Below are 14108 nucleotides of genomic sequence, written 5' to 3' on the forward strand. Positions count from 1 at the left end.
GCGTCGGCCCCGGTCACGATGAGCTGACATGCCATGGCGCCGCCCAGCCGTCATCGGCCGGAAGTCAGCTCAGGCGGGGAATCGCAGTCCCGATCAGCCGCTCGGAGACCTCCCAGAGTCGGCGGGCGTCGTCGTCGCTGCGCAGCGGAGCCCACAGCTCGCGCTGCGCGGGCGCGCCGCCGACGTCGCCGAAACCCTTGGGGCCGAAGAACTGTCCGCCCTGGGAGTCGGGGCCGGTCGCGGCCAGCAGCGCCGGCAGTGCCGCCGAGGAGACCGTGCCGGCCACGCCGAGGCGGGACATCAGACGGATCATGCGGACCGAGGTGGTGTCCTTCGCGCGGCCCATGCCGGGTTGCGCGGCGAGCAGATTCGTCGGCGACACCCCCGGGTGGGAGAGGTTGCTGGTGACGCCCCATCCGGCCGCCGCGCTGCGGTTCTGCAGCTCCCGGGCGAACAGGCCGACGGCGATCTTGGACTGGGCGTACGCCTTCATCGTTTCGTAGCCGCGCTCCCAGTTGATGTCGTCCCAGTTGATCGCCCCGCTGCGGGCGGCGACGCTGGTCTGGTGGGTCACCCGCGCCCGCCCCTGCCGCAGCAGCGGCAGCAGTCCCTGGGTGAGCGCGAAGTGACCGAGATGATTCGTGCCGAACTGCAGTTCGAAGCCGTCCTTGGTGAGCTGGCGGGTGGGCGGGTTCATCACGCCGGCGTTGTTGATGAGGATGTTGACCGGGCGGCCCTCGTCGACGAGTTGGCTGGTCAGGGCGGCCACCGAGTCCAGCGATGACAGGTCGAGCGCGCGGGTGCCGATTGTGGCTCCGGGGACACGGCCGCGGATGCGGTCGGCGGCCTGTTGCCCCTTCGCCGGGTTGCGGACCGGCATGATCACCTGTGCGCCGGCCCGGGCGAGGCGGCCGGCGATGACGAAGCCGATCCCGTCGCTCGCGCCGGTGACGACGGCGAGCTTGCCGGACAGGTCGGGGATGGTGAGGTCGAAGTGGCGGGCCATGTCGGTCTCCTCGTGTCGGCCGATCCGATCGAATCGGCGGGTGCGATTCGATCGTCGGCGACCGCCGACGGCGGATTCAGGGCCTTCGGAGCCACGGATCGGCGATCCCACGATGAGCGTCGCCACCGAGCACGGCGAGCAGCTGGAGCTTCTCGTAGCTCTCGCTGCCCGGGACCGCGGTAAAGACGTGCAGGTAGTGGGACTGTCCCGGATCCACGAGTGTCTGGCAGTTCAGCTCCAGCAGACCGAGTTCGGGGTGCACGAAGTTCTTGCCATCGTCCGGGCGCAGGCCGACCTCGTGCTGCTCCCACAGCTTGCGGAACTCGTCGCTGCGCTCAAGGAGCAGCTCGGTGAGCTGCGCCGCCCGGGAGCCGGGGCCGCGCAGTGTCGCGATCTCTCGGGCGCCTGAGGTGAACATGCGGGACAGGAAGCCGTGGTCTTCGGGCGCGTACCGCCGGCGGGTGGCCGGGTCGGTGAACCAGCGGTAGACGATGCTGCGGGCGGGACCGGTGTAGCCGGTGGTGTCGCCGGTGAGGGCGACGCCGAGCGCGTTCTGCCGGAGCGTCTCTCCGAGTTCGCTGACGATCTCGGCCGGGGTGTCGTCGAGACGGTCGAGTACCCGTAGCAGGCCAGGACTGATGTGGTCGCTGGTGGCGCCGCGCGGCGGAGGACGGTGCCCGGCCAGCCGGAACAGGTGGTCGCGCTCGTCGAGCGACAGGTGCAGGCCCTGCGCGATCGAGGCGATCATCTGCTCGGACGGGTGTGGCCCGCGCTCGCGTTCCAGCCGGGAGTAGTAATCGGTCGACATGTGGCAGAGCAGGGCCGCCTCCTCGCGCCGCAGGCCGCTGGTCCGGCGGCGCGGTCCGCGCGGGAGGCCGACGTCCTCGGGCTGCAGCGACTCCCGGCGGCGCCGGAGAAAGTCGGCCAGGCCGGCCCGGTCGATCGTCATGTGCGCTCCCTGTCTCGGTCCTGCCTCCTTCCTACCGGCCAGGTGACCGGGGCAGCCACGGATCGCCGATCCCCCGCTGCCCGCGGAGGGGGCTGCTCGCTGTTTCCTGGCGGGCAGGCCGGGGCGCTGCCGAGCAGCCCAGTGGGCCAGCCCGTGGCCGACTCGATCACGCCGTGGGTGGCACCGGCAGCGATGACCGCAGCGGCGTCGTTGATCGGCCCTCGATAATGGCCGGCGTGGAAGAGGTCACGGTCGTCGTCGCCCATGATGAGCGTGCGACCCTGCGCGTCGGCGATGTGTTCCTGAAGGTGGACAGTGATCAGGCGCGTATCGATGTCGAGGTCGAGGCGATGCGGCTGGCGCCCGTGCCGACTCCCGAGGTCCTGTGGCGCAAGCCGCCCGTCCTCGCGATCACTGCTGTCCCCGGCCAGGCGCTGGGCCGCCTCGGCGAGCCGTCGCCCGCGTCACCGGCGGCGTGGGCCGCGGCGGGCGCGGTGATCCGGACGCTGCACGACGCGCCACCACCGCCGTGGGCCGGCAGGAAGCTCGTCGGGCTGGACGCGGAACTCGAACGCGAATGCGCCTGGCTCGTCGACAGTGGCGTCCTGCCCGCCGACCTGGTCGGCCGCAACCGCGAGATAGCCGAGGCGGCGCTTCGGCCGTGGACGCCGGTGTTCATGCACGGAGACCTGCAGATCACCCACATCTTCACCGACGGCGACCAGGTCACCGGCGTGATCGACTGGTCCGAGGCAGCGCCCGGCGATGCGCTGTACGACCTGGCCGTGCTTACCCTCGGGCACGAGGAACGCCTCGATGATCTCCTGACCGGTTACGGCACCGACGTCGACCGGGATGTGATTCGCGCCTGGTGGTCGCTGCGCAGCCTGCTGGCTTCCCGCTGGCTGATCGAACACGGCTTCGACCCGTCCGCGCCAGGCTGCGAGTTCGACGTACTCAGATCGCGGATGTGAGGAGCAACGCCCGGCGTCCGGGCCCATCACCCTCGGACCCGACGGCAACCTGTGGACGGCATTGGAGAACGGCGCCCTGGCCCGGATCGCCGGAGCTCAGTCTGGCCGGTCAGCCGCCCGACGTGCGGCGCGTTCGTGGCGGTCGACTGCTCGGCCGTGAGCGATGGCGAGGAGTCGGTCGATCTCGGGCAGCAGGTGCGGGCCGGGCATGACGATGCTGCCGAAGCCGTACAGCGCGTAGCCCGGGTGTGGTACGACAGTGTCCAGCCGGGTGAAGTCGAACTCCTGCCGGTGCTCCTCGAACGCCTTGGGTGGGAAACCGAACAGCCTCTCGAACTCGGCTCGGCCCAGGTCGAGGTTGAGGCGGAAGACGCCGGGACGGTCGAGCTGGGAGGCGTCGTCGAAGCCGGGCACGTCGTGGTCGACGATGGTGGCGAACGGCTGGCGGCGGTCGGGGCCGACGTAGAAGAACCGGTCGCCGCCGGCGCCCTCGGGTGATCCGTTCTCCTCGTTCGTCACGATCTGCTCGACGCCGGGTAGCGCGAGAATCCGGTCGGCGAGCATGGCCGCGTCGACGCCGGTCGGGATGTGCAGCACCGCGTCGGCGTGGTCGATGGTGGCCTGATCGAGCGGGAAGTAGCGGTGATCGTGCGTTCTCCGCTCGGCCGCTGCTATCTCGGCCGCACGGACGTACCGCGGAAGCATTGTTCCCCGCTGAAGTCTGCCTTCGTAGGTCGACGGAGCCGGCGCCCCGATGCCGAGCGCGGGGCTCGCGCCGAGACTACCGACGATCACCGCGTACCGGTCATTCAGCAGCGACGCGACGATGGCACCGGCGCCGGCCCACGAGACGTCCTTTCCGGCAATGGTCATCGTGCTCGATTGGCGCTGGAGGTGTGTGTTGTGCGCGAAGACCAGCGTGGGTCCACGGTGTGCCTCGGCCGATCGGATCTGAAGCAGGTTCTCCGCCATCAGCGCGTCTCGGACCCCGGCCAGGCGGGCGAAGCGTTCCGCCCGCTCCAGCGGTGCGGCGGCCGCCGCGTGGTAGCGCAGCACCGCGACAGCGGACATGGCCTGCACGAACGCTGCCGGCCAGCCCCCGGCCAGTCGGGGTGCGTTCAGGTACAGCTCGATCAGCAGCTCGTCGGCGATCACCCGCAGGCGCTGGGCGTCGGCCGAGCGCCCGATCGACCTGCCGGGTTCCCAGATCGCTGCGGTGTCGCTCCACCGCGCCTCGTCCCCGATCAGGTCGTCGATCTCCGCCGATCGGTCGAGGCCGAGGAATTCGCAGGTCCGGATGAGGTAGTGCCGTGGACTCGGGGCACCCTCGATCTCCAGCGGGGCGTCGAAGCCGTGGAACGTCAGGCGTTCCGAGGCCGGTCGGCCGGCGTTCCACTCGCGCATCCGCAGCAGCAGGTCACGGTTGGCCGGGGCACCGCCGAACCCGTGGCTGAACCCCTCGGTGAGCGCACGGTCGAGCGTGACGGCGGTGGAGCCCTGGACGAACTCGTTGGCGATCAGCCCCGCCGCCCGGTCGCTCTCCAGCGCGATCGACCGGTAGCCCTGCACGGCCAGCGACATGAAGGTCTCGTTGCGGATCTGGAGGAAGGCGGACTCGCCGTGCGTCGGTTCACCGAGCGCGAGCAGCGCCGGTGGTACGGCAAGCAGGTCAAGAAGGGACGTCATTGCATCGACCGTATCGTTGAACTACCGGTTGAGACTTTTCAGCGACGGAACGAGGTGACCGCCATGAAAACCTCCAACCCAGGGGTACGCCGACCAGTCGATCTCGCGCGCCGTCACGGCCTTTCCGCGCAGGCCGTGCGCAACTACGAGCGGGATGGCGTGCTGCCGCCGGCCCAGCGCAGCCCGACCGGCTACCGCCGGTTCACCGAGGTGCACGCAAAGGCGCTGAGCGCCTATCTCGGGCTGATCGTGGGCCACGGCTACCCGGCCAGCGGTGACATCATGCGTGCCGTCAACCGGGGTGACATCGACGCCGCGCTGCGTACGATCGACCACAGCCACGTCCTGCTTCAGCGCGACAGAGACACGTTGGACGCGGTGGAGACGGCGGTCGCCGTCCTCACCGGTTCACCGCGGCAACCACAGGGCCGGAAAGCAGTGCCGATCAGCATGCTGGCCCACCGTCTCGGCGTACGACCCGCAACCCTGCGCAAGTGGGAGCGGGCCGGGATTCTGCAGCCGGCGCGTGACCCGGCCACCGGCTACCGCGACTACTCACCAGACGATGTCCGCGACGCCGAACTCGCTCACCTGCTGCGTCGCGGCGGGTACCGGCTCGACCACATCGCCGGCGTGCTGCGTCGGGTGCGCGAAGCCGGTGGCACCGAACCGCTCGCCGCGTCACTGCGTCAGTGGCGGGAACAACTCACCGCCCGTGGCCAGGCCATGCTCACCGGGGCCGCCCGGCTCGCCGAATACCTCGACGCGGACACCCGGTCCGTCGTACGGCATTGACCCCGCCGGAGCGCCCGCCCATACCGTAAACCCTGGCGGCGGGCTACCGGAGGAGGCAGAACGGGTGGCCGGCCGGGTCGGCAAAGACCCTGAAGCGCCACGGCAACCGACACAGAAGCATGTCGCTCGATCGGGCATCCTCGTGAGTTGTCGTGCCCGGATGGGAGGGTCGAGGGCGTGTACGAGGAATGGTCGTCACCGCTGCCGTACGTCGTGGCCTGGCGGAGTGTCACGCCGCCGGACGGTGGATCCAAGCGCATCGTGCCGGACGGCTGTCTCGACATCATCTGGTGGGACGGCACGGTTTTCGTCGCCGGGCCGGACACGACCGCCCAGGTCGAGTCTGTTCTGCCCGGTAGTCGGTACGTTGCGCTGCGGTTCGGCGCGGGCACCGGGCCCGGTGTGCTGGGCGTACCCGCCTCCGAGTTGGTCGATCGGCGTGTGCCGCTTGACGCGGTGTGGCCGGCGGTGGTCGTGCGGGCCATCGCCGAGTCCGATGATCCGGCCGCCGCGCTGACCGAGGCCGCGAGCCGGCGCTGGCAAGGGGTCGACCGGGTGATGGTTGCTCTGGCCGGTGCCGCGCAGGCCGGGTTGCCTGTCGGGTCGGTCGCCGAGCGGTGCGGGCTGAGCTCCCGACAGTTGCAGCGGCGCTGCAACACCGCCTTCGGTTACGGGCCGAAGACCTTGCAGCGGATTTTGCGGTTGCAGCGGGCCCTTGCGTTGGCCCGGTCCGGTCGGTCGTTCACGACGGTGGCGATCGATGCGGGCTACGCCGATCAGGCCCACCTCGCACGCGAGGTACGGGCGATGGCTGGCGTGCCGCTGAGTGCTCTACTGCGGTGACGAGTTCCAGGCGAAGAGATCCACGACGTTGCCGTCCGGATCGCGTACCTGTGCATAACGCTGCCCCCACGGTGCGTCCCAGGGCGCGTTGACCGACCGGTGTCCGGCGGCGACCAGGTCGCCGTGGCATCGATCCACCTCTGCCGCATCGGCGCAGAGAAAGGCCCAGCCACCGGAGGGCGGTGCCGGCTGGTATCCCGGGTCGAAGGACTGCAACGAGGCGTGCGTGTCCCACATGAGACGGATACCGCCCGAGACCGTCGTCTCGACGTGCGGCTCCTGCTCGGCACCGTCCGGAAACTCCAGGCCGAGTCGCCGGTAGAAGGACAGGGACGCGGCCATGTCGGCCACCGCGAGGCCGATCGCGTTGAAGGTGGGTGCCATGAATCCGACCCTACGAGCGTGCCGCCGGAGAAGTCTTGAACGAATCGGACACCGGTCAGCGTCCGGTCGGCCCAGAAGCTGCTCGTTGCCGGGCACCGGCGGCGGTGGACCACTGATTGCGGCTGAGGCCGAGGACGAGCGTCTGGTTGCGCACGCTCGTAGCAGGCGCTCAGAAACGGATCAGCCGGTGCAGCCGGAGGAACGTGTCGGTGAAGCCCAGCTTCGGCCAGGCCCGCGAGGAGAGCAGGTTGGTGACCCGCCAGTCGGTGACCATGCTGTCGAAACCCGCCGACACCGCCCAGTCGATGACCGCGGTGCCGAGGGCTCGTCCGGCGCCGACGCCGCGCGCGTGCGGAAGGACCGCCGCGAACCCGAGGAACCCGGCGTGCTCCGGGCGGGCCAGGCTCAGGTGGGCGCTCGACTTCTCCAGCGCGCAGCCGATGGCAGAGCCGATGACCTGGCCGTCCGTTTCGGCCACGAAGGTGGCGTACCCGGGGTTGCCGATGTCGGCCGTCCATTCGGCGACGGCCTCCTCCAGGGTGCCCATCGGACCGGCGGAGAAGGTCGGGGACTGTCCCTGGTGCAGCGGCAATTCAAGATCGAGTTGAGCGAGCAGCGGGATGTCGGCCCGGGTCGCCCGACGCACCGACAGCCCGGCCGGGGTGACCGTTGCCGGCCGTGCGGCGGGCCGAATGGCGTGCGCGTGCTGCTGGCCGAAGCCCAGTCGGAACCAGGCTTGTACCAACTCCGCGTCGTGTGCCGGAACGACGACGTAGTGCGCCGTGCGGCCCTCGTCGACCCAGCGGGTGGCGGCGAGCGCGTACAGGTCGCGCATCACCTCCGGATCGACGGCCGCCATCCCGGCGGCCTCCACCCAGATGTTCGGCCCCCACAGCGGTGACGGCTTCGGCGCACCGAGGACGAAACCCACCGGGCCACCGGCACGGTAGGCGACCGCCCCCGAGGCGTCCGGCGTCTCGTACGCGCTGGTCAGCTCGGCCAGCGTCGCGGCGGCGTCCTCGAAGCGGGCGGACAGCAGCGGCTGGGCGACGCGGTGCCGGCGGTGCCGGTCAGCCAGCAACGTGGCGCAGGCACCCAGGTCGGCGGCCGTGAGCGGCCGTAGCTCGGCGCGGGACATGGCCGGCACCCTACGCAGCACCGGGCGTCGCGGTCATCCGGGTTTCGACGGCGCGGACGCGGCCACGGCGGTGACCGGCTGCCTCAGGATGGTGCGCTGTTTCTCGGGTGCGACCCGGCGGAAGTCACTGAGGTATATCTCGTGGTGCTTCCCGGCCATGCGCAGCCCCTGGGCCGGGATGAACTCGTCATGCAGGTGGGCGAGCACGGCTGCCTCGTCGTCGAAGGCGCCGACGTGCAGCGTCTGCACGCAACATCCTTCGGACAGGGTTTCCAGGCGGACGTCATCGAGGCGTACCGGCTGATTCTTCGCCCCGGCCTGCGCGAAGGCGGCGTCGAACATGGCCCGGTCGACCCAGTCCGGGACCATCAGCAGCAGGGTCCAGTTCCACCGTGACTTGTCCCGAGACGTGGTGAAGGCGGCCATGTCCTCGGCCCACCACAGGCCCTCCAGAGGCGGGACGACGTAGTCGCGCCCGAGGTGCCGCTTGCTGGCGAACTTCAGCTTGTACGCCACCGGGTAGAGCGCTTCGACGGCGGCGGTGAAGGCGGGTGAGGTGTTGGGGTCGCCGTGGCCGTCGATCATGAGGTAACACAGGTCGGGTACGTCGACGATCCGGAATCGTCCCCGTGGTGCCTGGTAGGCGTCGACGGTCTTCTTGAAGTCAATCTTGTCTGTCATCGGGTTCCTGGGCCGGGTCGAGCGGCGCACCGCCGAAGCCGATCTCGTTGCCGTCGGGGTCACGGTAGATCACCTTGCGCACACCGTTGTCGTACGTCTCTCGTGAGGCAGGTTGGATGCCTCGGGCGGCGATGCCGTCCACCCGCTGATCGAGGTCGTCGACGAACACGGTCTGGAGGGCGTGGCCGGCCCGCTCGGGCAGTTCCTCGATGTAGAGGTACCGGTGCTCGGCAAGCTCCCACACCGCCTCGGTGTCGTTCGGCACGAACGTGGGTGCGGAGCCCAGCAACCGCTCGTACCAGGTGAGGGCACGCTGATAGTCGCTTACCGGAAGCCCGGCGAAGAGGTCGACTGTCATGCGCCCAGGCTAATAGCTCTGGACGCGGGCCGGCGAGCCGGACCGTAAAGCACAAAGGCAAGGAGGAGAACTCCTTGCCACTATCAACATATACCGCACCCCCGGCATTGCGGCAAGACCCCGGTCGTGGCGCACAATCGTCGGCCAGCGCCTGAATCGGAACACCTGGGGGAAATGCATGTTCGATGTGGTCGTCGTCGGCGGCGGGCCGACCGGCATGATGCTGGCGAGCGAATTGCGGTTGCGGGGCGTTTGCGTGCTCGTGTTGGAGAAAGAGGCCGAGCCGCCGCCGTTCGTGCGGTCGCTCGGGCTGCATGTGCGCAGCATCGAGGTGATGGATCAGCGGGGGTTGTTGGAGCGGTTCCTCGAAAACGGTAAGCAGTTTCCGATCCGGGGATTCTTCGCGGGTATCGACAAGCCCGCCCCCAGTGGACTGGACACCGCCCACGGATATGTGCTCGGGATCCCGCAGACGCGCACCGATCGGCTGCTCGCCGAGCACGCGGCCGAGGTTGGCGCCGAGATCCGGCGGGGCTGCGCGGTGGTCGCGCTGGAGCAGGACGACGACGGGGTGACCGTCCACCTCGGAGACAGCAGCGTGTCGCCGGTGCGCGCCCGGTTCGTGATCGGTTGTGACGGCGGGCGCAGCACGGTTCGGAAGCTGCTCGGCGTCGGCTTCCCGGGCGAGCCCTCGCGAGTCGACACGCTGCTCGGTGAGGCCGAGGTGACGGCCTCGCCGGAGGACATCGCCGAGGTGGTGACCGAGGTACGCAAGACCGAGAAGCGGTTCGGGGTCGGGCCGTCGGGCACGCCGGGGACATTCCGGGTGGTCGTGCCGGCGGAGCACGTGGTCGAAGACCGGTCGAAGCCGCCGACGCTCGCGGAGTTCCAGCAGCAGTTGCGCGCGTACGCGGGCACGGACTTCGGGCTGCACTCGCCCCGCTGGCTGTCGCGCTTCGGTGATGCCACCCGCCAGGCAGAGCGATACCGGGTCGGACGGGTGTTCCTGGCCGGTGACGCCGCGCACGTGCACCCGCCGATGGGCGGTCAGGGGCTGAACCTCGGGATCCAGGACGCCTTCAACCTGGGTTGGAAGCTGGCGGCGGCGATCAACGGCTGGGCACCGGACGATCTGCTGGACAGCTACGAGTCCGAGCGGCATCCGGTGGCAGCGGATGTGCTCGACAACACGCGGGCCCAGATGGAGTTGACCACGAACGAGCCCGGGCCGCAGGCCGTCCGACGGTTGGTGGCGCAGCTGATGGACTTCAACGACGTCAACCGGTTCCTGATCGAGAAGATCACGGCGATCGGTGTCCGGTACGACTTCGGCGAGGGCCATGCCCTGCTCGGGCGGCGGCTGCCCGACGTCCAGCTCGAACGTGGGCGGCTGTTCGAGCTGATGCGCTCCGGGAACGGGCTGCTGCTCGACCGGACCGGGCGACTCGCGGTGGACGGCTGGCGCGACCGGGTAGATCATGTCGTCGACACCAGCGAGGAGCTGGACATGCCGGCGGTCCTGCTTCGGCCGGACGGGCACGTCGCGTGGGTCGGTGCGGACCAGCCGACCCTGGAGGCGGCGCTGTCCAGGTGGTTCGGTGGTGCTCGCTGACACGCACCGAGAACGAGGAGGTCGGCATGGCGTTGCCGCGGTGGCTCGCCCGGTTCAACAAACGGTTCGTCAACCCGCGGGAAGTCCGTCGGGGCGTCCGACCGGTCCTGACGCACGTGGGCAGATCGTCCGGCAGGACGTACCAGACTCCGCTGGACGCCCACCCGCTGCCCGACGGATACCTGTTCCTTCCGCTGTACGGGCCGCGTACCGACTGGGTCCGCAACGTCCTCGCAGCCGGAACGGCGCGGCTGTCCGTCGACGGCGAGCAGGTGCAGTTGGATTCTCCTCGGCTGGTGCGCAAGCAGGAGGTCTGGTCGCTGGTTCCGGCGGGCACCAAGGCGCCACCAGGCCTGTCCGACGAGTCCGAACTGCTGCGGATGAGCCTTCGCCGAGACTGACCAACGGACCGAGCCCGGCCCCGGTCTGTCGCAGGGGCCGGGCAGAATCACGTTCGTGCTGGTGGCGGTGGTGTCCGACGACCGGGGCGGGGGAGTTCTGCAACCCCTCGACCCGACCGGCGCGTCGCTGGGCGTGCCCGAACCGGTCGTCGATCTGCCTGCCGCGGTGGCCGCCCGGGAACGCACCGACCAGCCGCGCTGGGTGTGGGCATCCGGGGCCGCGCTCTACCCGGCGCTGCTACGCGCCGGGGTCACGGTGCAGCGCTGCCACGACGTGGAGTTGACCGAGGCGCTGCTGCTCGGGTACGCGGGCCGGTGGGGTGAGCCCCGCGGGCTGGCAGCGGCCTGGGCGCGGTTGACCGGTGCGCCGGTGCCGGCCGATCCGCCGCCGCGCGCCGCCACCCCGCCCGGCACCGGCCAGGCCGCGCTCTTCGACGCCGTGCCGGGGCCGCCGGGCCCCGGCCTCACCGCCCTGACCCGGGTGTACGCCGACCAACTCGGCCGTGTCGCGGGGACCGGAGACCCGGGCAGGTTCCGGCTGCTCGTGGCGGCCGAGTCGGCCGGTGCGTTGATCGCGGCCGAGATGGGCGCGGCCGGGCTGCCCTGGCGGGCCGACGTGCATGACGCGGTCCTCGCCGAGTTGCTGGGTGAACCCTCTCCGGTGGGTGGGCCGCCGCGCCGGTTGGCGGAGCTGGCCGCGCGGATCGCCGGCGCGTTCGGGGTCCGGCAGGTGCACGCGGACAGCCCGGCCGAGCTGCTGAAGGCGTTCGCGCGGGTCGGCGTGGAGCTGCCGAGCACCCGGGCGTGGGTGCTGCGCGGGGTCGATCATCCAGCGGTGCCGCTGATCCTGGAGTACAAGGAGCTGTACCGGATCTGGACGGCGCACGGCCGGGCGTGGCGGGACGCCTGGGTGCGCGACGGCCGGTTCCGCCCGGAGTACGTTCCCGGCGGGGTGGTTTCAGGGCGGTGGGCCACCCGGGGTGGCGGCGCGTTGCAGATTCCGAAGGTGATCCGCCGGGCGGTGGTGGCCGACCCGGGCTGGCGTTTCGTGGTGGCCGACGCCGGGCAGTTGGAGCCACGGGTGCTGGCCGCGGTCTCCGGTGACGCCCGGCTCGCCGCCGCCGGGGCGACCGGTGACCTTTACGCCGCCCTGGCTCGGGACGCGTTCGACGGTGACCGGGGCCGGGCCAAGCTGGCGCTGCTCGGGGCCATGTACGGGCAGACCGGTGGGGCCGCGGTGCCCGCGCTGGCGGTGCTGCGACGCAGCTATCCGACCGCGTTCGGCTACGTCGAGGCGGCGGCGCGGACCGGCGAGGTGGGCGGCCTGGTGCGTTCCTGGTTGGGGCGGACCTGCCCGCCCGGCACCGCCGGGTTCGGCGTGGACGAGGCGGTTGGGACGGATCCGGAGGCGGACAGCGACGTCCAGTCGCCCCGGGCCCGGGCCGCCCGGGCCCGGGGCCGGTTCACCCGTAACTTCGTCATCCAGGCCACCGCGGCCGAGTGGGCGTCCACCCTGCTCGCGGTGCTCCGCGGCGAGTTGGCCGGCACCCGGGCCGAGCTGGTCTTCTTCCAGCACGACGAGGTGATCGTGCACTGCCCTGTGGCGCAGGCCGGGCAGGTCGCCGAGGCTGTCGATCGGGCCGGTCGACGGGCCGCCGCGCTGCTGTTCGGGGACACTCCGGTCCGCTTTCCGTTGGATCTGTCTGTCGTGGAGTGTTATGCCGACGCGGCCTGACGGTGCCTTCGAAAAGGTCATGTCCTGCTGCGCCAACTAATCCGGGCGAGACTGTTCACCAGAATTTCGTGGCCCATACATCTCTGCGGAACAGGGAATTCGTCTTCCGGAAAAGGCGTCGCCCGCTGTTTTGGCGTGCGCCCGCCGTATGTCACTCTGGCTCCGCGAAGGTGACCACTTCGATCGACATGGTGTCGGGTCCGGGAGGCGGCATGGCCAGGCGCGTCTATCTGCATATCGGTGCGCCGAAGACGGGAAGCACCTATGTGCAGAACGTGCTCTGGAACAATTACGCCGCTCTGCGGGACGCCGGCATTCTGTTGCCGGGAAGTGCCGTGGCGCACGACCACGCGATGGCCGATCTGCGGGCGGCGCCCTGGCGGGACAGCGACGTCTACTGGACCTGGGACCGGCTGGCCGAGAAGGCGCGCAGCTGGCCCGGTGATGTGATCATCAGTAACGAGGGGCTGGGCGCGGCGACCAGCGAACAGGCCGCCCGGGCGGTGGAGAGCCTGGAGGCCGCCGAGGTCCATGTCATCGCGGCCGGCCGTGACCTGTGGCGGACCTTCCCGTCCTTCTGGCAGCAGAGCGTCCGGGCGCGCAGTGGCTGGCGGTTCGGGGCGTTCATGCGCGCCGTCGAGGGTGGCAGGGCCGAGGCCTTCTGGAACAACCACACGGCGCCGCGCATGCTGCGCCGCTGGGGCGACCTGGTCCCCGCTGAGCACCGGTACCTGGTGACGGTACCGCCGCCCGGCGCACCGAGGGACCTGCTCTGGCGGCGGTTCGCCGGGATCCTGGGGATCCCGGACGGGCTGTGCCAGCTGGCGGAACCGACCTCCAACCCGTCGCTCGGCGCGGCCGAGATCGAACTGCTTCGCCGGGTCAACCTGGCGTTGGGCGACAGGTATCCGCTGCGGACGCCGTACCAGAAGGTGGTCCACCGACATCTCGTCGACGCCGTGCTCAAACGGCGTGAGGGGGTGCCCTTCGGCGTCGGCCTGGACCGGGCGGACTGGGTGCGGGAGCAGGCGGAGCAGCAGATCAAGGAGCTTCAGGACTACCCGTGCCGGATCGTCGGTGACCTCGACGACCTGCGGCCGACAGTGATGCGGCAGAGCATCAGCCCCGACGAGCTGGACGAGGAACAGCTGCTCCAGGTCGCTGTCGAGACGATCGTGGGCATGCTGGGTCACGCCGACACCCTCAGTCGGCGGCCGGACGGCCTAGCCGACAGCGTCAACGTCCTCTCCCGGCTCAGGACCCGCGCGGCCGGTGGCGTCAAACGCCGGCTGCGGCTGGCTGCCCGGCGCGATCCGTAGCCGATCAGATCGTGTCCCGGCGCTTCACCGGGCGGTGGCGGATGAGCCTCGGGCCGAACACAGCGGATCAGCCGAACATGATGAGAGCCGGATAGATACCCAATTTACACCAAATGCCCCGCCACTCTCCTCCGACCGCTGTCGTTGCAAACGGTGTGCGTAGGACGGGAGGGTCGGGGTCACACGGCCCCGACCGCTCCCACGCTGGAGGGAGCGCAGCTCTGAAC

The 14108-nt window shown here is 70.4% G+C and carries 14 protein-coding genes; 7 read left to right on the plus strand and 7 right to left on the minus strand.

The features are described from left to right. Positions 1-64: 64 nt before the first annotated feature. Positions 65-1006, minus strand: a complete 942-nt coding sequence (locus tag O7624_RS25840; protein ID WP_282237585.1) for an SDR family oxidoreductase — start codon at positions 1004-1006, stop codon at positions 65-67. A gap of 76 nt (positions 1007-1082) precedes the next feature. Then, complete coding sequence (locus O7624_RS25845; RefSeq protein WP_282237586.1) at positions 1083-1955, minus strand: helix-turn-helix transcriptional regulator; 873 nt, start codon at positions 1953-1955, stop codon at positions 1083-1085. Between the two features lie 173 nt (positions 1956-2128). Between O7624_RS25845 and O7624_RS25850 the strand changes: the two genes are divergently transcribed. Next, the gene (locus O7624_RS25850) at positions 2129-2929 is read left to right on the plus strand and encodes an aminoglycoside phosphotransferase family protein (RefSeq protein WP_282237587.1); all 801 of its coding nucleotides are present in this window, start codon (positions 2129-2131) and stop codon (positions 2927-2929) included. A 96-nt stretch (positions 2930-3025) separates the two neighbouring features. Here the strand turns inward: O7624_RS25850 and O7624_RS25855 are convergent, their stop codons facing one another. Beyond that, positions 3026-4615 carry a DUF6194 family protein gene (locus O7624_RS25855; RefSeq protein ID WP_282237588.1) on the minus strand — a complete coding sequence of 530 codons (1590 nt, stop codon included), beginning with the start codon at positions 4613-4615 and terminating at the stop codon, positions 3026-3028. Positions 4616-4678: 63 nt separating this feature from the next. Here O7624_RS25855 and O7624_RS25860 point away from each other — a divergent pair, with 63 nt between their 5' ends. Continuing rightward, the gene (locus tag O7624_RS25860) at positions 4679-5410 is read left to right on the plus strand and encodes a TioE family transcriptional regulator (RefSeq protein WP_282237589.1); all 732 of its coding nucleotides are present in this window, start codon (positions 4679-4681) and stop codon (positions 5408-5410) included. 177 nt (positions 5411-5587) lie between these two features. After that, complete coding sequence (locus O7624_RS25865) at positions 5588-6253, plus strand: helix-turn-helix transcriptional regulator (protein WP_282237590.1); 666 nt, start codon at positions 5588-5590, stop codon at positions 6251-6253. Here the strand turns inward: O7624_RS25865 and O7624_RS25870 are convergent. The 4 genes from O7624_RS25870 to O7624_RS25885 all read right to left on the minus strand — a co-directional run bounded on the left by O7624_RS25870 (position 6242) and on the right by O7624_RS25885 (position 8814). Beyond that, positions 6242-6637: a VOC family protein gene (locus O7624_RS25870; RefSeq protein WP_282237591.1), complete on the minus strand. Its 396-nt coding sequence runs from the start codon at positions 6635-6637 to the stop codon at positions 6242-6244. The two genes, O7624_RS25865 and O7624_RS25870, sit on opposite strands and share 12 nt — an antisense overlap. Positions 6638-6806: 169 nt before the next feature. Beyond that, the gene (locus O7624_RS25875) at positions 6807-7775 is read right to left on the minus strand and encodes a GNAT family N-acetyltransferase (protein ID WP_282237592.1); all 969 of its coding nucleotides are present in this window, start codon (positions 7773-7775) and stop codon (positions 6807-6809) included. Positions 7776-7808: 33 nt separating this feature from the next. Next, the gene (locus O7624_RS25880; RefSeq protein WP_282237593.1) at positions 7809-8456 is read right to left on the minus strand and encodes a GyrI-like domain-containing protein; all 648 of its coding nucleotides are present in this window, start codon (positions 8454-8456) and stop codon (positions 7809-7811) included. Beyond that, the gene (locus O7624_RS25885) at positions 8440-8814 is read right to left on the minus strand and encodes a VOC family protein (protein ID WP_282237594.1); all 375 of its coding nucleotides are present in this window, start codon (positions 8812-8814) and stop codon (positions 8440-8442) included. Before O7624_RS25885 ends, O7624_RS25880 begins: the two co-directional genes overlap by 17 nt. A gap of 178 nt (positions 8815-8992) precedes the next feature. Between O7624_RS25885 and rox the strand changes: the two genes are divergently transcribed. The 4 genes from rox to O7624_RS25905 all read left to right on the plus strand — a co-directional run bounded on the left by rox (position 8993) and on the right by O7624_RS25905 (position 13881). Further along, positions 8993-10426, plus strand: a complete 1434-nt coding sequence (gene rox / locus O7624_RS25890; protein ID WP_282237595.1) for a rifampin monooxygenase — start codon at positions 8993-8995, stop codon at positions 10424-10426. A gap of 26 nt (positions 10427-10452) precedes the next feature. Continuing rightward, a complete protein-coding gene (locus O7624_RS25895; protein ID WP_139233179.1) occupies positions 10453-10827 on the plus strand; it encodes a nitroreductase family deazaflavin-dependent oxidoreductase in 375 nt (124 codons plus the stop codon). Between the two features lie 25 nt (positions 10828-10852). Next, complete coding sequence (locus tag O7624_RS25900) at positions 10853-12562, plus strand: bifunctional 3'-5' exonuclease/DNA polymerase (protein WP_282240765.1); 1710 nt, start codon at positions 10853-10855, stop codon at positions 12560-12562. A gap of 212 nt (positions 12563-12774) precedes the next feature. Next, on the plus strand, positions 12775-13881 hold the full coding sequence (locus O7624_RS25905; protein WP_282237596.1) for a hypothetical protein: 1107 nt from the start codon (positions 12775-12777) through the stop codon (positions 13879-13881). Positions 13882-14108: the final 227 nt, after the last annotated feature.

This window comes from Verrucosispora sp. WMMD1129 (assembly GCF_029581255.1).
Lineage (GTDB): Bacteria > Actinomycetota > Actinomycetes > Mycobacteriales > Micromonosporaceae > Micromonospora > Micromonospora sediminimaris.